Source organism: Streptomyces sp. C (assembly GCF_000158895.1).
GTDB classification, from domain to species: Bacteria; Actinomycetota; Actinomycetes; order Streptomycetales; family Streptomycetaceae; genus Streptomyces; species Streptomyces racemochromogenes.
Genome location: NZ_GG657750.1, coordinates 3,743,429 through 3,768,750 on the forward strand (window position 1 = coordinate 3,743,429; position 25,322 = coordinate 3,768,750).

Below are 25,322 nucleotides of genomic sequence, written 5' to 3' on the forward strand. Positions count from 1 at the left end.
GTAATCGCATCAGGTACCGGCGGGGGTCAGACGGGGGCGCCCATGCGCACGCCCACCCGGGTGCGGGTCGCCACCAGCTGGCCCTCCTGCGGATAGGCGTGCCAGGTGCGCCAGCGGACCTGGCCCTCGTGCCGCTGCGCGAGCATCGCGGTGAACGCGTGAGGGTCACCGGGGAAGGTGCCTGCTAGCCCGTTCGGGTGATCCGCGACCAGCGCGAGCAGCTCCTGCGCCCGACCCGCGAAGGACCCCCGGGAGAGGGTCTCGACGCGCGCGGCGAACTCGTACTCCCAGTCGCCCACCCGCTTCGCCACGCCGAGCGGCAGCGGCGTACTGCTGCCGGGCATACAGGCGACCGTCTCCGAACAGAGCACCTCGCCCTCCTCCAGGAGCACCTGATGAGAGGCCCCGAGCAGGCGCAACTCCACCTTCGCGTCCGCGAGCTGGAGGTTCAGTACGGCCAGGGCGGGCAGCCGGTCGCGTCCCAGGGCCCAGGCGAGATCGGCGGCACGCGTGTCGGTGTAGGTGGTCTGGAGGGTCGTGAGCATGAGTCGGCTCCGCAAACGCGCGAGGGAGATGGGCCGGGGCCCGCCAGCGGTAGTCAACGGGTGGGGGGACACCGGCACGGGTCCACAGGAAGTCCCGGGAGGTCCGGAGACTGGTCTACTCAACCGAGGGAATCATGAAAGGCACGGCACTCACAGCGTTTTTACCCAACTTGACGGGGTTTACATCCCCCCGGGGGCTTCACGGTTCACGTGTTCAACACCACGCCGCCCGTACGCCGTAGTGCCCGCCCGAACAAGAAGACGCCCGAAGGAAGTTGTCCCCACCGGGCGTCTTGTCCACACCGGGTCCGGACAGTGGCGACCCGTACCAGTGTCAGCTGGACCCGCAGCCTCCGCCACCGCAGGAGGACGAGGATCCACAGGAAGAAGACGAACCGCACGACGACGAGGACGAACCGCAGGAGGACGAGGACGAGGACCCCCCGCTGCCCGCCCACCAGCTGGAGCCGGAACCGGAACCGCCGGAGCCGGAGCCGGAGCCGCCGCCGCCGGAGAAGCGCGACGCCAGGTAGATGACGAGTCCGGCGATCGCGACGACGATGAACACAACCAGGAGCATTGCTTCGCCCCTCTCTGACACCCGGTCCCCCGGGATGACGGAACCCCCGTGGCCCGCGTGCAGGGGGGATGCCCCCAGGCCAAAGCCTCGAAAGCACACTTGAGCAACTCCAGAGGTTCCCCCGAGGATGACGCCCATGAGCGCACCCGCGGGCAGCAGCCGCCCCTACCTCAACCGCAACCTCGCCGCCTTCGGCACCACGATCTTCGCGGAGATGTCGGCGCTGGCCGCCGCCACCGGGTCGATCAACCTGGGCCAGGGCTTCCCCGACACCGACGGCCCCGCCGAGATCGCCGAAGCGGCCGTACGCGCGATCCGCGACGGCCGCGGCAACCAGTACCCGCCCGGCCCGGGCGTCCCCGAACTGCGCACCGCGATCACCGCCCACCAGCAGCGCTTCTACGGCCTGTCCCACGACCCGGACACCGAGGTCCTCGTCACCGCCGGCGCCACCGAGGCCATCGCCGCCTCCCTCCTCGCCCTCCTCGAACCGGGCGACGAGGTCATCGCGCTGGAACCGTTCTACGACTCCTACGCCGCCTGCATCGCCATGGCGGGCGCGGTCCGCGTCCCGCTCACCCTGCGCGCCCCGCACTTCCGCCCCGACCTCGACGCCCTGCGCGACGCGATCACCCCGCGCACCCGGCTGCTCCTGCTCAACACCCCGCACAACCCCACGGGCACCGTCCTGACCCCCGAGGAACTGGCCGTCATCGCCGAGCTCGCCGTCGAGCGCGACCTCCTCGTCGTCACCGACGAGGTGTACGAGCACCTCGTCTTCGAGGGCGCGCACGTACCGCTGGCCTCCCTGCCCGGCATGCGCGAACGCACCGTCACCATCTCCTCCGCCGGCAAGACCTTCTCCTTCACCGGCTGGAAGGTCGGCTGGATCACCGCCCCGCCCGCGCTGGTCTCGGCGGTCCGCTCCGCCAAGCAGTTCCTGACGTACGTCTCCTCCGGCCCCTTCCAGTACGCCGTCGCCGAGGCCCTCGCCCTCCCCGACTCCTACTTCGACGACTTCCGCGCGGACCTCGCCGCCAAGCGCGACCTCCTCTCCGACGGGCTCGCCGCCGCCGGCTTCGAGGTCTTCCGCCCGCAGGGCACGTACTTCATCACCACCGACGTCTCGCCCCTGGGCGAGAAGGACGGCCTCGCCTTCTGCCGCGCCCTGCCCGGGCGGTGCGGGGTCGTCGCCATCCCGAACCAGGTCTTCTACGACGACAAGTCCGCCGGGGCCACCCAGGTCCGCTGGGCCTTCTGCAAGCGGACCGACGTCCTCCAGGAGGCCGTGGAGCGCCTCCGCCGGCTCTGAGGCCCGGCATGGACGCGCCGACGAGACAGGTGGCGTCCGCCCCCGGGCGGACCGGACGAAGACGGGGGACGGCCTGGTCGGCCGGGGTCGCACTCGGGGCGTTCGCCGCCGTGCGCGGGACCGGGGCGCTGGTCGTCGCCCTCGGCGCCTGGTGGGCCGGCAAGGACCCGGTGAAGGTGCTCGGCGGCTCCTGGGACTCCTTCTGGTACCTCTCCATCGCCGCCCGCGGCTACGGCCGCACCCAGATGTGGCCCGCCTCCGACTCCATCCAGAGCGACTACGCCTTCTTCCCGCTCTACCCCCTGCTGGTGGACCTCACCGGCGGCGGCCCCGTCGCCGGACTCGCGGTGTCCTGGACGGCCGCCGCCGCTGCCGCCGTCGGGGTGTACCGGATCGGGGAGCTGCTGCTCGGGGCCCGGGCCGGGGTGCTGCTCGTCGCGCTGTGGGCCTCGCTGCCGCACGCGGTGGTGCTGGGCCAGGCCTACACCGAGCCCCTGCTGTGCGCGCTGGCCGCCTGGTCGCTGTACGCGCTGCTGCGCGGGCGCTGGCTGTGGGCGGCCTCCCTGGCCGCGCTGGCCGGGCTGACCCGGCCCACCGGGATCGCCGTCGCCGCCGCCGTGACCGTCCTGGCCCTGCGGGAGCTGCTGGTACGGGGCAACCGCGCGCCCGGGGTGTGGGCGGCCGGGCTGCTCGCGCCCGCGGGCTGGGCCTCGTACGTCGTGGCCGTCGGGGCGCACCGCCACGACCCCCTCGGCTACTTCACCGTCCAGCGGCAGTGGGGCTCGCGCTTCGACTTCGGCGGCGGGACCCTGGAGACGGCCTGGAAGGCCCTGTCCGGCGGGCCCGTGACCATCCCCGTCGCGGTGACGCTGGCCGTGCTCGCCGCCGCCGGGCTGCTCGCGGTGGCGGCCGTGCTGGAGCGGACGCCGCTGCCGCTGCTCGTGTACACCGCGACGCTGCTGGTGATCACCTTCGGCGGGGCGGGCTTCTTCGAGTCGAAGCCGCGGTTCCTGCTGCCCGCGTTCCCGCTGCTCCTGCCGGTGGCGGCCGCCATGGCGAGAGCCCGGCCGCGCACGGCGGTCGCGGTGACCGCCGGCCTGGCCGGGCTCTCGTGGGGCTACGGGGCGTACCTGCTGCTCATGGCGAAGGTGCCCCTGTAGGGCCGTGGGGCCCGTAGCGAGGAGGGGGACGGCTACTCGCCGTCCTCCTCCCCCTTCTCGTCGTCCTCGGCGGAGTCGACGTCCTTCTCCAGGCCGAGCTGCTCCAGCAGCCACTTGTCGAACTCGATCGACGCGCGGACCCAGCTGACCGTGGAGGACACGAAGTGCTCCAGGCTGACGCCCGTGCCGATCAGCATCTGCGCCTCGCCGATCAGGCGGACCGAGCCGTCGTCGTGCGTGTGGCTGTAGACCTTGGGCCACAGGGTGCGGCGGTTCCAGTCGTCGATCGACTCCAGCAGCTGCGGCTTGTCGTCGATGGCGTGCGGGCGGTCGTAGAAGGTCCGCACGGAGAAGACCTGCTGCTCGCCCTCGCCGCGGAACATGAAGTAGGTGCGGAAGTCCTCCCACGGCGCCGCGAGGTCACCCTCGTCGTCGACGACGTACTTCAGCTCCATCTGCTCCAGGAGCTGCTTGACCAGGTCCTGGTCGGGGACGACGGGGCCCGCCGGTCCTTGGCCTTGCGGTTCGGGCTGACCCCCGAAGTTCGGAATCGAGGCCGGGTCGATGCTCACCGTGTACTTCCCTTCGTGCGGATGAAGCCATCCTCCCCCATCTCGCCTACCCCGTGTCCAGCCCCGCACCCGCGATCCGCTCCCGGCGGACACGGGGCCCCGGCGGCCCTTACAGGGCCCGGCCGACCAGCAGGTCCTCGCCGGCCACGTCGACCCGTACGGTGTCGCCGTCGCGGACCTCGCCGGAGAGGATCTCCTTGGCGAGCCGGTCGCCCACGGCCGTCTGGATCAGGCGGCGCAGGGGGCGGGCGCCGTAGGCCGGGTCGTTGCCCTTGTCCGCCAGCCAGGCCAGTGCCTCGGGGGTGACGTCCAGGGCCAGCCGGCGGTCGGCGAGGCGCTTGGCGAGCTTGGCGATCTGGAGCTCGGCGATGTGCGCCAGCTCGTCGCGGGTCAGTGCGGAGAAGACGACGATGTCGTCGAGGCGGTTGAGGAACTCCGGCTTGAAGCTCGCCCGGACCACCTCCAGGACCTGCGCCTTCTTCTGCTCGGCCGGGGTGGCCGGGTCCACCAGGAACTGGCTGCCCAGGTTCGAGGTGAGGATCAGGATGGTGTTGCGGAAGTCCACCGTACGGCCCTGGCCGTCGGTGAGGCGGCCGTCGTCGAGGACCTGGAGCAGGATGTCGAAGACCTCGGGGTGGGCCTTCTCGACCTCGTCCAGCAGCACCACGGAGTACGGGCGGCGGCGGACGGCCTCGGTGAGCTGGCCGCCCTCCTCGTAGCCGACGTAGCCGGGCGGGGCGCCGACGAGCCGGGCCACGCTGTGCTTCTCGGAGTACTCGGACATGTCGATGCGGACCATGGCCCGCTCGTCGTCGAAGAGGAAGTCCGCGAGGGCCTTGGCCAGCTCCGTCTTGCCCACGCCCGTCGGGCCCAGGAAGAGGAACGAGCCGGTGGGACGGTCCGGGTCGGCGATGCCGGCGCGGGTGCGGCGCACGGCGTCCGCGACGGCCCGTACGGCCTCGGTCTGGCCGATCAGGCGGCGGCCCAGCTCGTCCTCCATGCGCAGGAGCTTCTGGGTCTCCCCTTCGAGGAGCCGGCCGGCCGGGATGCCGGTCCAGGCGCCGACCACGTCGGCGATGTCGTCGGGGCCGACCTCGTCCTTGACCATGCTGTTCTTCGCGGCGCCGGTCTTGGCGGCCTCCTCCTCGGCCTCGGTGGCCTCGGCGAGCTCGCGCTCCAGCCCCGGGATCTCCCCGTAGAGCAGCTTGGAGGCGGTGTCGAAGTCGCCGTCGCGCTGGGCGCGCTCGGCCTGGCCGCGCAGGTCGTCCAGGCGCTCCTTGAGCTCGCCGACGCGGTTGAGGGACTGCTTCTCCTTCTCCCAGCGGGCGGTGAGGCCGCGCAGCTCCTCCTCCTTGTCCGCGAGGTCCTTGCGGATCTTGTCGAGGCGTTCGATCGAGGCCGGGTCGGACTCGTTCTTCAGCGCCAGCTCCTCCATCCGCATCCGGTCCACGGAGCGCTGGAGCTCGTCGATCTCCACGGGCGAGGAGTCGATCTCCATGCGCAGCCGGGAGGCCGCCTCGTCGACGAGGTCGATGGCCTTGTCGGGCAGGAAGCGGGAGGTGATGTAGCGGTCGGAGAGGGTGGCGGCGGCGACGAGGGCGCTGTCGTTGATGACGACCTTGTGGTGGGCCTCGTAGCGGCCCTTGAGCCCGCGCAGGATCGCGATGGTGTCCTCGACGGTGGGCTCGGCGACCAGCACCTGCTGGAAGCGCCGCTCCAGCGCCGGGTCCTTCTCGATGCGCTCGCGGTACTCGTCCAGGGTGGTCGCGCCGACCATGCGCAGCTCGCCGCGGGCCAGCATGGGCTTGAGCATGTTGCCCGCGTCCATGGCGGAGTCCCCGCCGGCCCCGGCGCCGACGACGGTGTGCAGTTCGTCGATGAAGGTGATGATCTGACCCTCGCTCGACTTGATCTCGGCGAGGACGGTCTTCAGGCGCTCCTCGAACTCGCCGCGGTACTTGGCGCCGGCCACCATCGCGCCGAGGTCGAGGGAGACGAGCCGCTTGCCCTTGAGGGACTCGGGGACGTCGCCCTTGACGATGCGCTGGGCCAGGCCCTCGACGACGGCGGTCTTGCCGACGCCGGGCTCGCCGATGAGCACCGGGTTGTTCTTGGTGCGGCGGGAGAGGACCTGGACGACGCGCCGGATCTCGTGGTCGCGGCCGATGACGGGGTCGAGCTTGCCGTCGCGGGCGGCGGCGGTGAAGTCGGTGCCGAACTTCTCCAGGGCCTTGTACTGGCCCTCGGGGTCGGGGGTGGTCACCCGCCGTGCTCCTCGTGCGTTCTGGAAGGCGTCCAGCAGCTTCTTCGCCGTGGCGCCCTGGGCGGAAAGGACCTCACCGGCCGGTCCGCCCTTGGCGGCGACGGCGATGAGGAGGTGTTCGGTGGAGAGGTACTCGTCGCCGAGGCGGCCGGCCTGGGAATCGGCCTCGGCCAGCACGGCGAGCAGGTCGCGGCTGGGCTGCGGGGGCGCGACGGTGGAGCCGGTGACGCTGGGCAGGGCGGCGAGCAGGCGCTCCGCGCCGGTGCGGACGGCGGCCTGGTCGGCGTCGGTGGCGACCAGCAGGTCGACGACGTTCTCGTTGTCCTCGCCGGCGAGCAGCGCCAGCAGGAGGTGCGCGGGGGTCAGGTCGGCGTGGCCGTCCTTGACGGCCCTGCTCGTGGCCGCGTTCAGGGCGTCGCGGCTCTTGTTGGTCAGCTCGGCGTCCACTCTCGGTTCTCCTCTCCGGCGGGCGTACGTGACGCGTCGCACCGGCCGGCTGGCCGGATACGCACTCTGACAGATTCAGCATCCGCAAAGTTGAGTCTATTCCACTCAATGCGTCCTTCGGGGCCATTCTCCCGCCGGGGCCGGCGGAGACGCGGGCGTACGCTTCGGCCCATGTCCCATGACGTACTCAACCCGACGCCCGAGTACCTCGCCTTCTGGCGGGAGCGGCACGTCTGCACCCTGACCACCCCGCGCCCCGACGGCACGCCGCACGTGGTGCCCGTCGGCGTGACCTACGACCCGCAGGCCGGGCTGGCACGGGTGATCAGCAACAAGCACAGCAAGAAGGTCCGCAACGTCCTGGCGGCGGCCGGCGGCGGTGCCCGGGTGGCGGTCTGCCAGATGGAGGGCAGGCGCTGGGCCACCCTGGAGGGGCGCGCGGTGATCCGTACGGACGAGGCGGCGGTCGCCGAGGCCGTGGCGCGCTACGCGGAGCGGTACGGGCGGATGCCCTCGCCGAACCCGGACCGGGTGGTCCTGGAGATCACCCTCGACCGGGCCATGGGCCGGGCCTGAGCCCGGAAAAAGGGGGCGGCGGTCCTGGAGCGGCCTTCGAGTGCTTCCCGGCCGGTCACCGGGTGATTGTCCGGTTCAACCACTGGACGCGGACAGCACAACGGCGCCATCGTGGTCAGGTCCACGATGGCGCCGTTGTGTGGGGGTAGCACCTGGAGCGATCTGCAACGACGGGGGAATCGCCTCAGGCACTGCGGGGGGTGGCGGTGGTGATATCGGGCTCGAACAGCTGGTGGTCACGCTGGTCGAGGTTGACGAAGACCATTCCGTACCGCACTTCACAGCGGACGGGCTGCGGTGCGCCCCGGGGGCGGCGCAGACAGCGGTAGGCCCGGACGTCCTCGTCCTCTTCGCGCACGACGACGATCGGCTGGCCGAAAAGAGTGACCATCAACGAATCGCCGGCGTAGGGGATCGCCGTGGCGAGGTCTATGAACTGCCACCCGGAGCGGTACGCGGATGCCATTTCGCGGCGGAAGTCGCGGTCGTCGGGCGTCATGAGGAGGCCTTCGCAGGGGTGCTGTTCCAGCCGAAATCGCTCTCGACGGCCGTCCCGGCCGACGGACCGGCAGCAGCCTGAGCGCTTCCCGTGTCCCCGTCGGCGGCGACGACCGCCCCAAAGACCGCAACGGCGGAGAAAACAACGGCAAGCGCCGAGCGAAGCATTCTCTTATACATGGTCGGCTTCGTCCTCACTTGATGGAATCCTCTCCCCCGCACTGTCAGACGATGGCTCATTCAGGCACGTCAGTGCCACAGGGACGATGCATCATGTTCTTACATGTTCAGGACCCTGGGGGGTGGAGATTTGCCCAAGAGCGACGTAAACCCGACACATCGCCACCCCGTCACGGAGATGTGCACCGAGGGCGCGCGACTCTACGCGGCGGCCCTGAGCACCGGCCGCGTCGCCCGCGGCGAGGTCGCGAACGCCCCCTGCCTGCTCGAATTCGCGCTACTGCGACCCGACCCGGACGACGCGAACCAGCTGCGCGCGGTTCCCCCGTCCATCGCACTGGCGCAACGGCTCCATCCCATCGAACGCGAGATCCAGGAGCGCCGGCGCACCGCCGTAGATCTCACCGACGCATTCGAGCCGTTCCTCACCATCAGCGCGCAGAGCCCCGCGAACACCCACGCCATCACGGTGCTGGAGGGGTTCGACCAGATCAACGCCGCCATCGACCTGGCCACCGCCGAGTGCCACACCGAGGCCCTCACGGTCCAGCCGGGTGGCGCCCGGCCGACCTCCGTGCTCAGCGAGTCCCTGGAGCGGGCCACGCCGATGATCGACCGCGGGGTGAGCATCCGCACGCTCTACCAGCACACCGTGCGGCACAGCCAGGGCACGCTCGCCTACGTGGACCGGATCTCCGCCGGAAAGGTCGAGATCCGCACGCTGGAAGAGCTGATAGAGCGTCTCATGATCTTCGACCGCACGGTGGCCATCATCCCCGCCAGCGACGACCGGCGGGTGGCCCTGGAGCTGCGGCACCCCGGCCTGGTGGACTACCTCATCAAGGTCTTCGAACAACTCTGGCGCCGGGCCGTGCCGTTGGGCGACGAGGTCACGTACACGCACAACCCGGATGGTATCTCCGGAGTGCAGCGCTCCATCGCACAGCTGCTGATCGAGGGCCACGTGGACGAGGCGATCGCCCGCCGGCTGGGAATGAACGTACGCACCTGCCGCGCGCACATCGCGAAGCTGGCCGCCGCCCTGGGCAGCGGCAGCAGGGCCCAGCTGGGCTACCTCATCGCCCAGTCAGGGATCCTGCACGGCCAGGGCCCGGCCCAGCTCCCCGAAGCCTGACAGCGGCCCTCAGACGGCCTCCAGGAGCCCCCGGACACGCCGAAGGCCCCGCCAGGTCCCTCCTCGTGCGGGAGGGGCCCGGCGGGGCCTTCACCGTGCTTGCGGCGGTGCGGCGGGGTCAGTCGCCCGGGCGCCTGGTGGGGCGCCAGACGACCAGCGCGTTGCCCGGCGCCGGCGGCTGGTACGGGACCAGGTCGCGGCGGTACGAGGCGTGCACCTGGGCCTCGCGCGCCTGGAGGGCGGCGGCCGCCCCGTCCACGGCGGCGGACAGCTCGGCGACGCGCTGCTGGAGCGCGGCCACCTGGTTCTCCAGTTCGATGATCCGCTTGATGCCGGCCAGGTTGATGCCCTCGTCCTGGGACAGCTGCTGCACCGTGCGCAGCAGCTCGATGTCCCTGGCCGAATACCGCCGGCCGCGGCCGGCCGTACGGTCCGGCGAGACCAGACCGAGGCGGTCGTACTGGCGCAGGGTCTGCGGATGCAGGCCCGAGAGCTGGGCGGCCACCGAGATCACGTAGACCGGGGTCTCGTCGGTGAGCTGGTAGGCCCCCTCGCCGAAGCGGGGCTGCCGTCGGCGGCCGTCCATGTCATGCTCCCTTCGCGGACTCGAACAGGAGGGCGCGCGGATCCTCGGACCCGGTGGCGTCCCGGTACATCTCCAGGGCCTCGCGGGCCTTGTCGGACAGCTCCGCCGGTACCGCGACCTCCACCGTGACGAGCAGGTCGCCGCGGGTGCCGTCCTTGCGGACCGCGCCCTTGCCGCGGGCCCGCATCGTACGTCCGGTCGGGGTGCCCGGGGGCAGCTTCAGCGTCACCGGCGGGCCGCCCAGGGTCGGGACCTTGATGTCGGCGCCGAGGGCCGCCTCCGCGATCGTGACGGGCACGGTCACCGTGAGGTTGTCGCCCTTGCGGCCGAACACCGGGTGGGTGCCCACGTGCACGACGACGTACAGGTCGCCCGCCGGGCCGCCGCGCTCGCCCGGGGCGCCCTTGCCGCGCAGCCGGATCCGCTGGCCGTCGGAGACCCCCGCCGGGATCCGGACCTGCATGGTGCGGGAGGACTTGGCGCGCCCGCTGCCCTTGCAGACCTCGCAGGGGTTCTCCGCGATCAGGCCGCGGCCCTTGCAGTCGGCGCAGGGGTCGGTCAGCGAGAAGCCGCCGCCGCTGCCCCGGGAGACCTGGCCGGTGCCGACGCAGGTCGGGCACACGCGGGGCGTGCCGTTCTTGTCGCCGGTCCCCGAACAGGCCTTGCAGGGAGCCTGCGAGGACATCCGCAACGGCACCGTCGCGCCGTCCACGGCCTCCGTGAAGGAGAGCGTGACCTCCGACTCGATGTCCTGGCCGCGGCGCGGCTGGGTGCGGGTCCCCGCACCGGCGCCGGCGCCGCGGTTGAACAGCCCGCCGAAGACGTCGCCCAGACCGCCGCCGAAGCCGCCCTGGCCGCCGGCCTGGGTGCCCCCGAAGAGGTCGCCCAGGTCGAAGTTGAACGAGCCGCCGCCGCCCGGACCGGCGCGGAAGCCGCCGTTCCCGAACAACGCGCGGGCCTCGTCGTACTCCTTGCGCTTCTTGGCGTCGCCGAGGACGTCGTTCGCCTCGGAGATCTCCTTGAAGCGCTCCTCGGCCGAGGCGTCGCCCTTGTTGGCGTCCGGGTGGAACTCGCGGGCGAGCTTCCGGTACGCCTTCTTGATCTCGGCCTCGGTGGCGTCCTTCGGGACACCGAGGACCTTGTAGTAGTCCTTCTCGACGAAGTCCTTCGTGCTCATCCCCGGTGTCCCTCCTCTCGGATCCCTACATGGTGTGCGTCAGCCCTTGTCGGGGGCATCCGTGTCCTTGTCGGACGGCGTGTCGCCGTCACCGGACTCGGACTTGGCGGCGGGTGCCGCGCCCGGCTGGGGCTCGGCCACCGCGACCCGCGCGGGGCGGATCGTGCGCTCGCCGATCCGGTACCCCGGCTGCAGGATCGCCACGCAGGTCGTCTCGGTGACGTCCGGCGCGTACGAGTGCATCAGGGCCTCGTGGATCGTCGGGTCGAAGGGCTCGCCCTCCTTGCCGAACTGCTGCAGCCCCATCTTGGCCGCGGCGGTCTCCAGCGACTCGGCCACCGACTTGAAGCCGCCGACCAGCTCGCCGTGCTCGCGGGCCCGGCCGATGTCGTCCAGCGTCGGCAGCAGCTCCGTCAGCAGGCTCGCGACCGCGATCTCCTTGACGGCGACCCGGTCCCGCTCCACGCGGCGACGGTAGTTCTGGTACTCGGCCTGGAGCCGCTGGAGGTCCGCGGTGCGCTCGCCGAGCGCGGTGCGGGCCTGGTCCAGCTGCGCCAGCAGGGCTGCTTCCTGCCCAGCGCCTTGAGCCTTGTCCCCGGCCGGGGCCGCCTCGTCCTCCTTCTTGGAGGAGTCGGCGGCCTTCGGCTCCGCGTCGTCAGCGCCGGCGCCGGCGGGGACTTCGGGCTTCTCCTCGAAGCCCGGGGTCTCCTCCGACATCAGGCAGCGCCGCCCTTCGGCTTCTCGTCGTCGACGATCTCGGCGTCGACGACGTCGTCGTCGGCCTTGGCCTGGCCCGCGTCACCCGCGCCGCCAGCGGCCTGGGCGGCCTGGGCGTCGGCGTAGATGGCCTGGCCGAGCTTCTGGCTGACCGCGGCGAGCTTCTCCGTCGCGGTGCGGATCTCGGCGGTGTCCTCGCCCTTGAGCTTGTCCTTCAGCTCGGTGACGGCCGTCTCGACCTCGGTCTTGACCTCGGCCGGGACCTTCTCCGCGTTGTCCGCGAGGAACTTCTCCGTCTGGTAGACGAGCTGCTCGCCCTGGTTGCGGGACTCGGCGGCCTCCTTGCGGCGGAGGTCCTCCTCCGCGTACTGCTCGGCCTCCTGGCGCATGCGGTCGACCTCGTCCTTGCCGAGCGAGGAGCCGCCGGTGACGGTCATCTTCTGCTCCTTGCCCGTGCCAAGGTCCTTGGCCGTGACGTGCATGATGCCGTTGGCGTCGATGTCGAACGAGACCTCGATCTGCGGGACGCCGCGCGGGGCCGGCGGCAGGCCCGTCAGCTCGAACATGCCGAGCTTCTTGTTGTACGCCGCGATCTCGCGCTCGCCCTGGTAGACCTGGATCTGCACGGACGGCTGGTTGTCCTCGGCCGTCGTGAAGATCTCCGACCGCTTGGTCGGGATGGTCGTGTTGCGCTCGATGAGCTTGGTCATGATGCCGCCCTTGGTCTCGATGCCGAGGGACAGCGGGGTCACGTCGAGGAGCAGGACGTCCTTGACCTCACCCTTGAGGACACCGGCCTGGAGGGTGGCGCCGATGGCGACGACCTCGTCCGGGTTGACGCCCTTGTTGGCGTCCTGACCGCCGGTGAGCTCCTTGACGAGCTCGGCGACGGCCGGCATGCGGGTGGAGCCGCCGACCAGGACCACGTGGTCGATCTCGGACAGCGCGATGCCGGCGTCCTTGATGACGTTGTGGAACGGGGTCTTGCAGCGGTCGAGCAGGTCCGCGGTGAGCTGCTGGAACTGCGAGCGCGTGAGCTTCTCGTCCAGGTGCAGCGGGCCCTCGGCGGAGGCCGTGATGTACGGCAGGTTGATCGTGGTCTCCGTGGAGGAGGACAGCTCGATCTTCGCCTTCTCGGCGGCCTCGCGCAGGCGCTGGAGCGCCATCTTGTCCTTGGACAGGTCGACGCCGTGGCCGTTGGCGAACTGCTTCACCAGGTAGTCGACGACGCGCTGGTCCCAGTCGTCGCCACCGAGGTGGTTGTCACCGTTGGTGGCCTTGACCTCGACGACACCGTCGCCGATCTCCAGGAGCGACACGTCGAAGGTGCCGCCACCGAGGTCGAAGACGAGAATGGTCTGGTCGTCCTTGTCGAGGCCGTACGCCAGGGCGGCGGCGGTCGGCTCGTTGACGATGCGCAGGACGTTCAGACCGGCGATCTCGCCGGCCTCCTTCGTCGCCTGGCGCTCGGAGTCGTTGAAGTAGGCAGGAACGGTGATGACCGCGTCCGTGACCTTCTCGCCCAGGTACGCCTCGGCGTCGCGCTTCAGCTTCTGCAGGATGAAGGCGCTCATCTGCTGCGGGTTGAAGTCCTTGCCATCCAGGTTGATCTTCCAGTCAGTGCCCATGTGGCGCTTGACGGAGCGGATGGTCCGGTCAACGTTCGTGACCGCCTGGCGCTTGGCCACCTCGCCGACGAGGACCTCGCCGTTCTTGGCGAAGGCGACGACGGACGGCGTGGTCCTGGCACCCTCGGCGTTGGTGATGACGGTGGGCTCGCCGCCTTCGAGAACGCTGACGACGGAGTTAGTGGTGCCCAGGTCGATGCCGACCGCACGTGCCATTTCGATTCCTCCAGCTGACTTGAGTGGAACAGACTCAAGAATGCCGCAACGCCGCGTCGGCGTCAACAGAGGTGAGCCGAGGGGGCTCAACCTTTAGGCTGCCCTTACGCTCAGGGCCGCCACCCTGGGCCCGGCGGCGGCCGCGCCGCACGGGCGCTGCGCGCCCGGCTCCGCCAGGGGTACGCAGCCATTCCGGACCCGTCGGCCGTCCGCAGCCCAACCCAGCCTCGCCGGCGATCGAGGCGCGGGGTCTGGGGCGGGGCCCCAGCGGACGGCCCGCAGCCGAACGGGTTCCGGGCGCGGGGCGCGGCCGCGCGGCGCGCCGGGGGCGTCGGGGGCTTCCGGCACGGTGCTGGCATGCCTCTGCTGACCACCCTGACCGCCCTCACCGCCCGGCCAGGGCTGCGGCCGGCCCGGCCGCCGGCCAAGCGGGTGTTCGACCTGATCGGCGCGGCGGCCCTGCTCGCGGTGGCGGCCGTGCCGCTGCTGCTGACCGCCGCCGCGCTGTACGCGGCGACCCGCGCACGGGTCCTCGTACGCGAACCCGCGCTCGGCCTCGGGGGACGCCCCTTCCTCGCCTGGCGGCTGCGCCCCGAGGGCGCGGGGCGGGCCGGCGCGCTGGTCAGACGGTGCGCCCTGGAGGGACTGCCGCAGCTGCTGAACGTGGCGCGCGGCGAGATGTCGCTGGTCGGGCCGCGCCCGCAGGCCCGTACCGACCACCCGGAACGGCTCCTCGTACGGCCCGGAATGACCGGATTGTGGCAGGTCAGCGCGCGTTCCGACCTCCCCTGGGAGGAGATGGCCCTGCTGGACCGGCACTATGTGGAGAGCCATTGGCTGGGGATGGATCTCGCGATCCTCGCGCAGACCCCTCGGGCGGCCTACCGACAGAGGCATGCCTGAGCGACACAGATCACCGCACGCTCACCTACAGTGCGGCGCGGGAACTGGGTAACCTCAAGCCTTGACTCAATAAGTTACCGCTTAGTAAGTCCCGCCCGAGGAGCCCTCCCATGCAACTCGCCGCGATCATCGTGTCGCTGGTCCTGACCGTGGTCGGCGTCGCGCTGATCGCCCGAGCCGTGGCGCAGATCTACCGGTTCGTGAAGCTCGGCCAACCCGTACCGGCGGGCAGCCGCACGGACCGCCCGAAGGACCGAACGATCACCCTGGTCCGGGAGTTCCTCGGCCACAGCCGGATGAACCGGTGGGGGATCGTCGGCTTCGCGCACTGGTTCGTCGCGATCGGCTTCCTGACGCTGCCGCCCACCCTGGTGCAGGCCTTCGGCCAGCTCTTCCAGGCCGACTGGCTGCTGCCGATCGTCGGCAACTTCCTGCCCTTCGAGCTCTACACCGAGTTCATCGGCGTGATGACCGTCGTCGGCATCGTCGTCCTGATGGCGATCCGCCTGCTCAACCTCCCCTCGCGGGCCGGCCGCAAGTCGCGCTTCGCCGGCTCGAAGGCCTGGCAGGCGTACTTCGTCGAGTACGTCATCCTCACCATCGGCCTCGCGATCCTCGCGCTGCGCGGCCTGGAGGGCGCGATCCACGGCGTCGAGTCGTACGAGCCGGCGTACTTCGCCTCGTACCCGCTGGTGCTGGCCTTCAAGGGGCTCTCGATCAGCGGCATCCAGAACGCCATCTACTTCACCGCGATGGTGAAGATCAGCGTCTCCTTCATCTGGATGATCACGGTCTCGCTCAACACCAACATGGGTGTGGCCTGGCACCGCTTCCTCGGCTTCCCGAACATCTGGTTCAAGCGCAACGCAGATGGTTCGACGGCGCTCGGCGCCCTCCAGCCGATGACGAGCGGCGGCAAGGAGATCGACTTCGAGGAGCCCGGCGAGGACGACGTCTTCGGCGTCTCCCAGGTCGAGCAGTTCTCCTGGAAGGGCATCCTCGACTTCTCCACCTGCACCGAGTGCGGCCGCTGCCAGTCGCAGTGCCCCGCCTGGAACACGGGCAAGCCCCTCTCCCCCAAGCTCCTCATCATGTCGCTGCGCGACCACGCGCACGCCAAGGCCCCGTACCTGCTCGCGGGCGGCGGCAAGACGATGGAGGGCGAGGAGAAGGCGACCGCCGAGCAGCTGGCCGGCGTCCCGGCGGCGGCCCTGGCCGAGGCGGAGCGTCCGCTGATCGGCACGGTCGAGGAGAACGGCGTCATCGACCCGGACGTGCTGTGGTCCTGCACGACCTGCGGCGCGTGCGTGGAGCAGTGCCCGGTCGACATCGAGCACATCGACCACATCGTCGACATGCGCCGCTACCAGGTGATGATCGAGAGCGCGTTCCCGTCGGAGGCGGGCACGATGCTCAAGAACCTGGAGAAGAAGGGCAACCCCTGGGGTCTGGCCAAGAAGCAGCGCGTGGAGTGGACGAAGGAGGTCGACTTCGAGGTCCCGATCATCGGGAAGGACGCGGAGGACCTCTCGGAGTTCGACTACCTGTACTGGGTCGGCTGCGCGGGCGCCCTGGAGGACCGGGCGAAGAAGACCACGAAGGCCTTCGCGGAGCTGCTGAACATCGCGGGCGTCAAGTTCGCGATCATGGGCGGCGACGAGAAGTGCACCGGTGACTCGCCGCGCCGCCTGGGCAACGAGCCGCTGTTCCAGCAGCTGGGCCAGGAGAACGTGGCCATGCTGAACATGGCGTTCGGCGAGGACGACGACGACCCGTCGACGAAGAAGCCGAAGTCGGCGAAGCGGATCGTCTCCACCTGCCCGCACTGCTTCAACACCATCGCGAACGAGTACCCGCAGCTGGGCGGCGAGTACGAGGTCATCCACCACACGCAGCTGCTCCAGCACCTGATCGACGAGGGCCGGCTGACGCCGGTGACGCCGGTCGACGGCCTGATCACGTACCACGACCCCTGCTACCTGGGCCGGCACAACAAGGTCTACACGCCGCCGCGCGAGATCATGTCCGCCGTGCCGGGCCTGCGGCAGCAGGAGATGCACCGCCACAAGGAGCGCGGCTTCTGCTGTGGCGCCGGTGGTGCGCGGATGTGGATGGAGGAGCGGATCGGCAAGCGCATCAACAACGAGCGCGTCGACGAGGCCCTCTCCCTGAACCCGGACATCGTCTCGACGGCCTGCCCGTTCTGCCTGGTGATGCTGACCGACTCGGTGAACGGCAAGAAGAACGACGGCCAGGCGAAGGAATCCGTCCAGGTCGTGGACGTGGCGCAGCTCCTGCTGGAGTCGGTGAAGGCCCCGGAGCCGACGGAGGAGGAACTGGCGGCGCTGGCGGCGGAGGCCGAAGCCGAAGCCGCTGCCGCGGCCGCTGCGGAGGCCGAGGCGAAGGCGGCTGCGGAGGCGGCTGCCGCCGCGGAGGCGAAGGCCAAGGCGGAGGCGGCTGCCGCGCAGGAGGCGAAGGCCAAGGCGGAAGCCGAAGCCAAGGCGGAGGCGGAGGCCGAGGCGGCTGCCGCCGCGGAGGCGAAGGACGAGGCGGAAGCCGAGGCTGCGGCCGAGGACGACGCGGCGGACGCGGCGGACGCGGCCAAGCCTGAGGCCAAGGCAGACGAGGCCGCCGACGAGGCTGAGGCAGCACCGAAGGCCGACTCCGAGGCGAAGGCCGAAGACGAGCCCGCCGCGGAGGCGGAGGCCGCCGACGAGGCGCCTGCGGCGAAGCCGGAGGCCGAGGCTGAGGCTCCGGCCGAGGACGAGCCCAAGGCCGAGGCTCCGGCCACGGTGGACGCTCCGGCCGAGGCTCCGGCCAAGGCGGACGCTCCGGCCGAGGCTCCGGCCAAGGACGAGCCCAAGGCCGAGGCTCCTGCCCAGGCGGACGCTCCGGCCGAGGCTCCGGCCAAGGACGAGCCCAAGGCCGAGGCTCCTGCCCAGGCGGACGCTCCGGCCGAGGCCCAGGCTCCTGCCAAGGCGGACGCTCCTGCCCAGGCGGACGCTCCTGCCAAGGCGGACGCTCCTGCCCAGGCGGACGCTCCGGCCGAGGCCCAGGCTCCTGCCAAGGCGGACGCTCCTGCCCAGGCGGACGCTCCGGCCGAGGCCCAGGCTGAGGCGGCCCCGAAGGGCGACTCCGAGCCGAAGGCCGACGACGAGTCCGCCGCGGCGGCCGCGGCCGAGGACGGCAAGGGCGAGGCGAAGCCCGAGGCGGCCAAGTAGCCCCAGCCGAACAGCCGGCACGCACAGAACGGCCGGTCCCTCTCGATCGAGGGGGACCGGCCGTTCCGCGTATCAGCCGTTGGTGCGGTTCCGGCGGAGCAGCGCGAAGCCGAGGCCCGCCGCGCCCGTCGCGGCCATGCCGCCACCCGCGGCCAGCAGCAGCGGGGTGTCGGTCTGCGCGTCGGAGCCACCGGCACCGGCGTTCACGCCGCCCTTCGGCACGACCCGCTCGACCTTCGCCGGCTCGACCGGCTTCTCCGCCCTGTACCGCTCGATCAGCTTCCCGGTGGAGAAGTCGTACACCCAGCTGTCCCCGCCCCCCTTGCCGTCGATGACGACGAACTTCACGCGCTTCCCGTCCTGGACGAGCTTGTACGTCCAGCCGTCGTTCAGCGCGCTGCGGTTCTTCATGTCGATGGTGCCGAGCACGTTCCCGTTCGGCATGGAGATCTCGGCGCGCTTGCCGCTCGGGCCGTCGACCAGCCGTGCGATCCGCCCGTCCGGCATGGCGATCCGCACCGATGTCTCCTTCTTGACCTGCGGCTTCGGGCCGCCCTCGACCCAGGAGGTCACGGTGCCGTTCGGCTGGAGGACGACGTGCAGGCCGTTGTTCTGCCCGTAGGCCGGCCTTCCGTTCTTGCTGACCAGGATGTCCGGCTTCGCACCCCGGGTGAGGACGTCGGCCTCGAAGTGGCCGTCGCCGAGCTTGTAGACCTTGGCGACCGACCCGTCGGCCAGCCTCACGGTGGTGACGTACACCCGCCCCTTCGCCTGCTTCTCGACGGGCTTCTCCACGGGCTTCCCCACCGGCTTCTCCGCCGGCCGCTCGACCCCCGGCAGCACCTCCGGCTCCGGCACCGTCGGCGAGTCCGCGAAGGCGGATCCGACGGGCAGCGCCAGCACGGCGGCGGCGCCGGTGAGGACTGCGGCGGTACGAAGGGTGGTGCTGCGGCGGGTACGGCGCATGGGTGGGGTTCCGTTCTGGTTCGTGACTCCGTGGCGGCTACGTCCACGAAGCTACGGACCCGATACGTACGCATTCCGTCGGCTGCGTAACGAATCACCACATAAGCCCCCGCAACCGTGTAAACCGGCCACCCCCAGCTCCCCCTAGGGGATGTCACAGGTCAGCCGCAAAGGCCGCCCGTTCCGGTGGCCCGGCCACGGCCGCCCGGCGGAGCAGGTACTTTCGATCACGTGGCTGGATTCAGGATCGGACGCGGCAGGGACGACAACCACCCTCCGCAGCAACCCCCGCACACCCCGCGGCAGCAGCCGTACGGTCAGCAGCAGCAGCAAGCGCCGCAGGCACCGTACGGTCATCAGCCCTACCCGCCCGCAGGCCCGCCGCCGCAGCAGCACTGGCCGGCCCAGGGCAGCGCGGGCGACCACGGCGAGCCGGAGTACTTCGACCCGTACTCCCAGCCGCAGCCGCACCCGCACGCGCACCCGCAGCCGCCGCAGGCCCCGTACGCGGGCCGGCAGGGGGCCCCGTACGCGAACGACCCGGGGTACACCCAGGCCTTCTCGATCGGCGAGGACCCGTACGGCCAGGGCGCGACGTACCAGGCGGGCGCGGCCCCCGCGGCCCCCGTCGGGCCGCGGCTGCACTGGAAGGACCTGCTGCGCGGCATGCTGCTGCGCCCGGGGCCGACCTTCCTCCAGATGCGGGACTACCCGGTCTGGGGTCCGGCGCTGGTGGTGACCTTCATCTACGGCATGCTCGCGGTCTTCGGCTTCGACAAGGCCCGCGAGGACGCCATCAAGGCGACCCTCACCCAGGTGATCCCGATCATCCTGAGCGCCGGCGTGGCCTTCGTCCTGTGCGGCCTGATCCTCGGCGCGGTCACCCACACCCTGGCCCGCCAGCTGGGCGGCGACGGCGCGTGGCAGCCGACCGTGGGCCTGTCGATGCTGGTCATGTCCATCACGGACGCGCCGCGCCTGCTGGTGGCGGTGTTCCTGGGCGGCGACAACATGTTCGTGCAGGTGCTGGGCTGGGTGACCTGGCTGGCGGCCGGCGCGCTCTTCACCTCGATGGTGAGCAAGTCGCACGACCTGCCCTGGCAGAAGGCGTTGGGCGCGTCCGCGATCCAGCTGGTCGCACTGCTCTCGATGATCAAGCTGGGCACGCTCTAGCCGACGCGTACGACGGCACACACGGGAAGGCCCCCCGCGCGACCGCGCGGCGGGCCCTTCCCGTGTCCGTCTCTCCCGGCTCAGGCGTCGAGGACCTGGCCCTCGCGCTTCACCACGGGCGGCTGGACCGACCAGGGGAACTCGATCCAGTCGTCGGTGCGCTTCCACACGTACTCGCACTGCACGAGCGAGTGGGACTTCTCGTAGATGACGGCGGAGCGCACCTCGGCGACGTGGCCGAGGCAGAAGTCGTGGACGAGCTTGAGCGTCTTGCCCGTGTCCGCCACGTCGTCGGCGATCAGGACCTTCTTGTTCGTGAAGTCGATCGCCTCGGGGACGGGCGCGAGCATGACCGGCATCTCCAGCGTGGTGCCGACGCCGGTGTAGAACTCCACGTTCACCAGGTGGATGTTCTTGCAGTCGAGCGCGTACGCCAGGCCGCCGGCGACGAAGACGCCGCCGCGGGCGATGCTCAGGATGATGTCCGGCTCGTAGCCGTCGTCGGCGATGGTCTGCGCCAGCTCGCGGACGGCGCGCCCGAAGCCCTCGTAGGACAGGTTCTCGCGTACTGCGTCACTCATGCTTCGTGCCTCACCTGGGTACGGTGGAAGTTCTGGAAGGAGCGCGAGGCGGTCGGCCCGCGCTGCCCCTGGTACCTGGATCCGTACCGCTCGCTGCCGTACGGGAACTCCGCGGGCGAGCTGAGGCGGAACATGCACAGCTGCCCGATCTTCATGCCCGGCCAGAGCTTGATCGGAAGGGTGGCCAGGTTCGACAGCTCCAGGGTCACGTGCCCCGAGAAGCCGGGGTCGATGAATCCGGCGGTCGAATGCGTCACCAGACCCAGGCGTCCCAGGCTGGACTTCCCCTCCAGCCTGGAGGCGATGTCCTCGGGGAGCGAGATGACCTCGTACGTCGAGGCGAGCACGAACTCACCCGGATGCAGGATGAACGCCTCGTCGCCCTCGGGCTCGACCATGCGGGTCAGGTCGGGCTGCTCGATGGCGGGGTCGATGTGCGCGTACCGGTGGTTCTCGAAGACCCGGAAGAACCGGTCGAGGCGTACGTCGATGCTGGAGGGCTGCACCATCGACTCGTCGAAGGGGTCAATGCGAACCCGTCCGCTGTCGATCTCGGCCCGGATGTCTTTGTCGGAGAGAAGCACGTCCCGAGGATACGCAGAGCGCGCGGGCCACCCCCAATCGAGAAGGCCCCCCGCGCGCCCGCACCTGCCTGCGTCCTGCCGCCCTACCGCTTGACGCCGCCGACGGGCACCGCGTGCCTCAGCCGCGCGCACCGCGGACACCGCAGCAGCCGCCCGGGCCCGATCCGGCCGGCACCGAGGTGCTGCAACGGGAACGAAGCGGTGTTGAAAACATGCCCTTCGGCACAACGGACGACTGTGTGCTCCATCGAGTCCCTTTCCCCAACGAGCCGTAACGCGATGAATCGCCACATTAGGGGATGATCGGGACCCACTCCAGCCGCCGCTCCGCACCCCAACGGTACGCCCCAACTCCCGCCCCCACGAACCCTCCTGCGCCGCGGGAACGACGACGACCCCGACGGGAGAATTCACCGGGGGTCGATCATGGGGTACAGTGTGCAACGGTAGGGATCCAGGCAACTGGACCACTGCGCGGATGTAGTTTAATGGTAGAACATGAGCTTCCCAAGCTTATAGCGCGGGTTCGATTCCCGTCATCCGCTCCACGACAAAGCCCCAGGTCAGCGACCTGGGGCTTGCTTGTTGTCTAGACCTATCGAGGCCCGCGTGCCATTCGCGCGCCACAAGCGCCCTCATGGAGCGTCAGGTTGAGCCCAGATCGCACTCGAAGGCGCTCAGCAGAACGGTAGATCCGAGTCTCACCCTCGCCGTTTCAGCGCCCGTGCCAGGCGAGGGCCTTCGTCGTGGAGGAGTCGGCCGGCCAGGGCGCCGCCGAACACGACGACTCCGACGCCGACCAGCCAGGACTGGATGACCAGGACGGTTCCGAACGGGCCGTAGGAGACGGCGCTGGAGGCGATCAGCGGTGAGAACACGAGCCGGGAGAAGAGTCTGAGGCCGAGCAGCCCGAGCATGGTGGCGACCGCCCCGGGCAGCAGGGTGGCCCAGGCGATGCGGCCGCCGAGCAGGATCCGCTGGGACCACCAGAAGAACAGGGTGCCGCTGACCACCGTGACCACCCCGCGGGCCGAGGAATTCCGCCACAGGGGTGTGATCGCGGACAGGAAGAGGATGCCGATGAGGACGGCGAGCCACAGCACGTGCCGCCACCTGGCCCACCAGCGGGCCGGGGGCAGATCCCAGATCTTCTCGTAGCCGCTCTGTATCGCCGCCCCGAACGACAGACCGAATACGGCGAGGACGGCGAGGCCGAATGCCGTCGTAGTCCGCCATGCCTGGCCCGGCAGGGCGAACAACCGCTCGATCTCCCCTCTGGCCGCCGCGGACACGCCGAGCCCGTCCCCCAGCCACTGCGCGAATCCCCGTCCGCTCGCCGGATCGGCTGCGGACACGACGATCAGCAGCGGCACCAGTGTCAGGAATCCGAGCGCCGCGAATCCCAGCGAAAGCTGCGACAGGTCGATATCGCCGCCCCGCCCCCACCTGCGTCCGGCCCGCGAGCGGCGGATCGCGCTGCGCAGGCGCCCGAACGGAGACAAGCGGCCCACGGCATCGGACGAGATCCCCTTGCTAGGGCGCACTTGGGCGCGTCTCCGAGCCCGGGACCTCGGTCGGCTGCTCCGCCGAGGCACCGTGCTCAGGGGCTTTGCGCCAGCGGGCTTCGCAGAACGAGTAGAGGCCGAACACCAGGAGGCCCACCGCCGCGGCGATCAGCAGGACGGGCCCGGCGGGCGTGGCGGCGAACGAACGCAGCGTCTCGTCCATGCCCTTGGCTTCGCCGGGATCGAACCGCACCGCGGCCAACACGACGAACAGCCCGGCCACCCCCGCGACCACGCCGGTCGCCACGCCGCCGACGATGCCGAGCCAGGCGACGATGCGCCGCGTCGTCGGGCTCATCTCGTCCGTCCGGAGATTCTCCTCGAACTTCCGCATCAGGCTGCGCACCACGATCACCACGCCGACGATGACCAGGACGGCCCCGACCACACCGACGAGCACCCGCCCAAAGGGCCAGGTCAGCACCCTCGCGGTGTAGTCCTTCGACGTCTCATCACCGGGACGACCCCCGGCGGACCCGCCGACCAGCACCGTCTGCACCACACCGATACAGATCACGATGTAGAAGACGGCCAACCCCAACGAACCCAGGCGCCGGGTCCACTTGTCACCGCCTGTCACCGCCTGCCCGAACGCCGCCTCGGACAGCCGCCACAGCGCCATCGCAGCCAGCCCCACCACCAGCGCCCACAGCAGCACCCGGCCGAACGGCTGCTCCCCGATGGTCCGCACCGCACCGGACCGGTCGGCCTCCTTGCCGCTGTCGCCGCCGAAACCCATCTGTACGGCCAGCAGCCCCACCAGTACGTAGATCACTCCCCGGGCGCAGAATCCGACCCTGGACAGGACCTCCATGGCGCGGCTGTTGGACATGCGCCGCCCTTGGGACCTGGCGTGGGCGGCATCCTTCTTGATGGCCATACGTGGCACCTCCGGGAGGCTTGCCGTGAGGCCGGCAGGGCTTGTCAGGCGGTCAGTGCTTGAAGGCGTCCTTGATCTTCGCCCCGGCTTGCTTGGCGTTGCCCTTGATCTGGTCACCGCGGCCTTCGGCCCGCAGGTGCCAGCTGCCGGTCACACGGCCGACGGTCTTCTTGGCACCGCCCTTGGCCGCTTCGGCCTTGTGCGCGATCTTCTTGCCGATACTCATGGCTCGCCACCCTTCGTCATCATCTGCCAAGGGACGCCCCGCCCAGGGGCACCCCCGGCGGTTGGTCGGCCGGCGATCGACTGCCGGCCTATCGGGGCTCGGATCGGTGCTTGAACGGGTTGAGCCCCCTGCGGCGCTCGCCTTCCGGGCTGGGCTCTCTCTCGCTCGTCGTCTGCGGGCGGGGGCTGCCGCGCTGGTCTACGACGTCCTCGCGGTCGTTGCCGACCGCGGCCGTCTCGCGGCGCGCCGTGCGTCTGGGGTATGCGCCGCGGCCGCGGCGAGAGGTGCGGCGGGCACCGGCCAGGAGGAGGATCAGTCCGAGCATGGCCACGGCCCCGACGACGATGCCGTAGAGGAAGAGAGTGCCGGTGGAGCCGGTGACGTGGTAGTCGAAGACGGAGAATGCGCTGGTCAGCTCATGGGCGCTGCCGTCGTTGGTGACGACGGCGGTCACGCCGACGACCAGCGCGGCGATCAGGAGGATGAGTCCGAGGATGACGAGCATGGCGCGCTCCAGAGGTCTCGCTGTCTCTCCACGGTAGGACCGTCCTGCCCGGGAAGCCACAGGCAGAGGGCCGATCTACCCTGGGAACAGGGGCTTCGCATCACTCCGTGAGATCGGCGGACACCATGATCGTCCTCGGAATCATTCTGCTGGTCGTCGGCTACGTGGTCGGCATCTCCATCCTGTGGACCATCGGGATCATCCTGGTCGTCATCGGCATCATCCTGTGGATCCTGGGATCCACAGGACACAAGGTCGGCGGACGACGGCACTACTGGTAGCCGCCCCTGACACCGCGCGGGGAACACCCCCGGTACCTGGTCTCCGCCGACGTACTGCTCCTGATCGCCGACGTGCTCTACCTCGCCGTGCGGTCGGTACTGCGCCGCCGACGCCCGGCCCACTGACCTGCTTGCCACCACGCGTCGACAGCCCATCCACAGCACATTTCGGGCGATATGTGAAATTCTGGAATGTGGCACAGCAAGGGACGGCACCCGCGGCGGTGACGCTCGTACGCCCCGGTTCTGGCTGCATGTGTGAGCTGTCAATGAGTGGAGGATGCGATGTGGACCATCGTCATCATCGTGGCCGCCGTGGTGATCCTGGCCGCCGCCGCAATGACCATGCGGACCATGACCCGGCGCCGGCACCTCCGGGAGCAGTTCGGGCCCGAGTATGACCGCACGGTCGAGGCGGGGCAGAGCCGCGGAGCGGCCGAGCGCGACCTCAAGGAGAGGGAGGAGCGGCATGAGGCGCTGGAGATCAGGCCGCTGCCCTCCACCGTCCGGGACCGGTACGCCCGGGACTGGGCCATCGTGCAGGAGCACTTCGTCGACAGCCCCGACCAGGCTGTGGGTGAGGCGGACCGCCTGGTGACCACGCTCATGAGCGAGCGCGGCTACCCGACCGAGAGTTTCGAGCAGCAGAAGCGGGACCTCTCGGTCGAACACTCCCGGACCCTGGACCACTACCGCATCGCGCATGAGATCAAGGGGCGGGCCGGAGGCAGGGACACCACGACGGAAGAACTGCGGGGCGCCATGGTCCACTACCGGGCGCTGTTCGAGGAACTGCTGAAAGACGACACCGCTTCGCCAGATGAAGAACGCCACTGAGCGCCAGC

At 70.5% G+C, this 25,322-nt stretch carries 24 protein-coding genes, 1 tRNA gene and 1 pseudogene; 10 read left to right on the forward strand and 16 right to left on the reverse strand.

Annotation, left to right across the window (positions count from 1 at the left end):
* Nucleotides 1-26 precede the first annotated feature (26 nt).
* Complete coding sequence (locus SSNG_RS16660; protein WP_042801168.1) at nt 27-545, reverse strand: DUF2617 family protein; 519 nt, start codon at nt 543-545, stop codon at nt 27-29.
* A 716-nt stretch (nt 546-1,261) separates the two neighbouring features.
* On the opposite strand from SSNG_RS16660, the gene SSNG_RS16670 reads away from it, so the two are divergent.
* Nucleotides 1,262-2,437, forward strand: coding sequence for a pyridoxal phosphate-dependent aminotransferase (locus SSNG_RS16670; RefSeq protein WP_042801172.1), 1,176 nt, complete (start codon nt 1,262-1,264; stop codon nt 2,435-2,437).
* A 110-nt stretch (nt 2,438-2,547) separates the two neighbouring features.
* Nucleotides 2,548-3,597, forward strand: a complete 1,050-nt coding sequence (locus tag SSNG_RS16675; RefSeq protein WP_241695068.1) for a hypothetical protein — start codon at nt 2,548-2,550, stop codon at nt 3,595-3,597.
* Between the two features lie 32 nt (nt 3,598-3,629).
* Here SSNG_RS16675 and SSNG_RS16680 read toward each other — a convergent pair whose 3' ends face one another.
* Complete coding sequence (locus SSNG_RS16680; protein WP_007265030.1) at nt 3,630-4,169, reverse strand: YbjN domain-containing protein; 540 nt, start codon at nt 4,167-4,169, stop codon at nt 3,630-3,632.
* A gap of 109 nt (nt 4,170-4,278) precedes the next feature.
* Entirely contained in the window at nt 4,279-6,879 is a 2,601-nt protein-coding gene (gene clpB, locus SSNG_RS16685) for an ATP-dependent chaperone ClpB (RefSeq protein WP_007265032.1), read from the reverse strand.
* 171 nt (nt 6,880-7,050) lie between these two features.
* On the opposite strand from clpB, the gene SSNG_RS16690 reads away from it, so the two are divergent.
* The gene (locus SSNG_RS16690; protein WP_042801175.1) at nt 7,051-7,455 is read left to right on the forward strand and encodes a TIGR03618 family F420-dependent PPOX class oxidoreductase; all 405 of its coding nucleotides are present in this window, start codon (nt 7,051-7,053) and stop codon (nt 7,453-7,455) included.
* Nucleotides 7,456-7,639: 184 nt separating this feature from the next.
* Here SSNG_RS16690 and SSNG_RS16695 read toward each other — a convergent pair whose 3' ends face one another.
* On the reverse strand, nt 7,640-7,954 hold the full coding sequence (locus SSNG_RS16695; RefSeq protein WP_030228709.1) for a hypothetical protein: 315 nt from the start codon (nt 7,952-7,954) through the stop codon (nt 7,640-7,642).
* Nucleotides 7,951-8,151 carry a hypothetical protein gene (locus SSNG_RS16700; RefSeq protein WP_050779648.1) on the reverse strand — a complete coding sequence of 67 codons (201 nt, stop codon included), beginning with the start codon at nt 8,149-8,151 and terminating at the stop codon, nt 7,951-7,953. Before SSNG_RS16700 ends, SSNG_RS16695 begins: the two co-directional genes overlap by 4 nt.
* A gap of 85 nt (nt 8,152-8,236) precedes the next feature.
* Here SSNG_RS16700 and SSNG_RS16705 point away from each other — a divergent pair, with 85 nt between their 5' ends.
* Complete coding sequence (locus SSNG_RS16705; RefSeq protein WP_007265034.1) at nt 8,237-9,268, forward strand: hypothetical protein; 1,032 nt, start codon at nt 8,237-8,239, stop codon at nt 9,266-9,268.
* Nucleotides 9,269-9,386: 118 nt separating this feature from the next.
* Here SSNG_RS16705 and SSNG_RS16710 read toward each other — a convergent pair whose 3' ends face one another.
* The 4 genes from SSNG_RS16710 to dnaK are packed head-to-tail and all read right to left on the reverse strand — an operon-like array spanning nt 9,387 to nt 13,592.
* Complete coding sequence (locus tag SSNG_RS16710) at nt 9,387-9,854, reverse strand: helix-turn-helix transcriptional regulator (RefSeq protein WP_007265035.1); 468 nt, start codon at nt 9,852-9,854, stop codon at nt 9,387-9,389.
* Between the two features lies 1 nt (nt 9,855).
* A complete protein-coding gene (gene dnaJ / locus SSNG_RS16715) occupies nt 9,856-11,031 on the reverse strand; it encodes a molecular chaperone DnaJ (protein WP_007265036.1) in 1,176 nt (391 codons plus the stop codon).
* Between the two features lie 39 nt (nt 11,032-11,070).
* Nucleotides 11,071-11,748 carry a nucleotide exchange factor GrpE gene (gene grpE / locus SSNG_RS16720; protein ID WP_007265037.1) on the reverse strand — a complete coding sequence of 226 codons (678 nt, stop codon included), beginning with the start codon at nt 11,746-11,748 and terminating at the stop codon, nt 11,071-11,073.
* On the reverse strand, nt 11,748-13,592 hold the full coding sequence (gene dnaK, locus SSNG_RS16725) for a molecular chaperone DnaK (RefSeq protein WP_007265038.1): 1,845 nt from the start codon (nt 13,590-13,592) through the stop codon (nt 11,748-11,750). The genes grpE and dnaK overlap by 1 nt, the downstream gene beginning before the upstream one ends.
* Nucleotides 13,593-13,949: 357 nt before the next feature.
* Here dnaK and SSNG_RS16730 point away from each other — a divergent pair, with 357 nt between their 5' ends.
* Both SSNG_RS16730 and SSNG_RS16735 read left to right on the forward strand, forming a co-directional pair.
* Nucleotides 13,950-14,495: a sugar transferase gene (locus tag SSNG_RS16730; RefSeq protein WP_007265039.1), complete on the forward strand. Its 546-nt coding sequence runs from the start codon at nt 13,950-13,952 to the stop codon at nt 14,493-14,495.
* Between the two features lie 110 nt (nt 14,496-14,605).
* Nucleotides 14,606-16,822: pseudogene (locus SSNG_RS16735) on the forward strand (heterodisulfide reductase-related iron-sulfur binding cluster); the annotation flags it as partial.
* Between the two features lie 966 nt (nt 16,823-17,788).
* Here SSNG_RS16735 and SSNG_RS37975 read toward each other — a convergent pair.
* Nucleotides 17,789-18,682 carry a hypothetical protein gene (locus SSNG_RS37975; protein ID WP_007265041.1) on the reverse strand — a complete coding sequence of 298 codons (894 nt, stop codon included), beginning with the start codon at nt 18,680-18,682 and terminating at the stop codon, nt 17,789-17,791.
* A 231-nt stretch (nt 18,683-18,913) separates the two neighbouring features.
* Between SSNG_RS37975 and SSNG_RS16745 the strand changes: the two genes are divergently transcribed.
* Nucleotides 18,914-19,855, forward strand: a complete 942-nt coding sequence (locus SSNG_RS16745; protein ID WP_007265042.1) for a Yip1 family protein — start codon at nt 18,914-18,916, stop codon at nt 19,853-19,855.
* 80 nt (nt 19,856-19,935) lie between these two features.
* Here the strand turns inward: SSNG_RS16745 and SSNG_RS16750 are convergent, their stop codons facing one another.
* A complete protein-coding gene (locus tag SSNG_RS16750; protein ID WP_007265043.1) occupies nt 19,936-20,436 on the reverse strand; it encodes a phosphoribosyltransferase in 501 nt (166 codons plus the stop codon).
* The gene (gene dcd / locus SSNG_RS16755) at nt 20,433-21,020 is read right to left on the reverse strand and encodes a dCTP deaminase (RefSeq protein WP_007265045.1); all 588 of its coding nucleotides are present in this window, start codon (nt 21,018-21,020) and stop codon (nt 20,433-20,435) included. The genes SSNG_RS16750 and dcd overlap by 4 nt, the downstream gene beginning before the upstream one ends.
* 474 nt (nt 21,021-21,494) lie before the next feature.
* On the opposite strand from dcd, the gene SSNG_RS16760 reads away from it, so the two are divergent.
* A tRNA-Gly gene (locus SSNG_RS16760) sits at nt 21,495-21,568 on the forward strand.
* 153 nt (nt 21,569-21,721) lie between these two features.
* On the opposite strand, the gene SSNG_RS16765 is transcribed toward SSNG_RS16760, so the two are convergent.
* From SSNG_RS16765 to SSNG_RS42985, 4 genes are all read right to left on the reverse strand, one after another.
* Nucleotides 21,722-22,522 (reverse strand): YhjD/YihY/BrkB family envelope integrity protein, encoded by an 801-nt coding sequence (locus tag SSNG_RS16765; protein WP_241695069.1) that lies wholly within the window; start codon nt 22,520-22,522, stop codon nt 21,722-21,724.
* A 31-nt stretch (nt 22,523-22,553) separates the two neighbouring features.
* Nucleotides 22,554-23,465, reverse strand: a complete 912-nt coding sequence (locus SSNG_RS16770; RefSeq protein WP_007265048.1) for a DUF1206 domain-containing protein — start codon at nt 23,463-23,465, stop codon at nt 22,554-22,556.
* Between the two features lie 52 nt (nt 23,466-23,517).
* Complete coding sequence (locus SSNG_RS39800; RefSeq protein ID WP_128636995.1) at nt 23,518-23,691, reverse strand: CsbD family protein; 174 nt, start codon at nt 23,689-23,691, stop codon at nt 23,518-23,520.
* Between the two features lie 88 nt (nt 23,692-23,779).
* The gene (locus SSNG_RS42985; protein WP_042801177.1) at nt 23,780-24,196 is read right to left on the reverse strand and encodes a hypothetical protein; all 417 of its coding nucleotides are present in this window, start codon (nt 24,194-24,196) and stop codon (nt 23,780-23,782) included.
* Between the two features lie 125 nt (nt 24,197-24,321).
* On the opposite strand from SSNG_RS42985, the gene SSNG_RS42145 reads away from it, so the two are divergent.
* Together SSNG_RS42145 and SSNG_RS16780 are read left to right on the forward strand one after the other, a co-directional pair.
* Complete coding sequence (locus SSNG_RS42145) at nt 24,322-24,477, forward strand: DUF6131 family protein (protein ID WP_241695240.1); 156 nt, start codon at nt 24,322-24,324, stop codon at nt 24,475-24,477.
* A gap of 285 nt (nt 24,478-24,762) precedes the next feature.
* On the forward strand, nt 24,763-25,314 hold the full coding sequence (locus tag SSNG_RS16780) for a hypothetical protein (protein ID WP_042801180.1): 552 nt from the start codon (nt 24,763-24,765) through the stop codon (nt 25,312-25,314).
* The last annotated feature ends 8 nt before the right edge of the window (nt 25,315-25,322 follow it).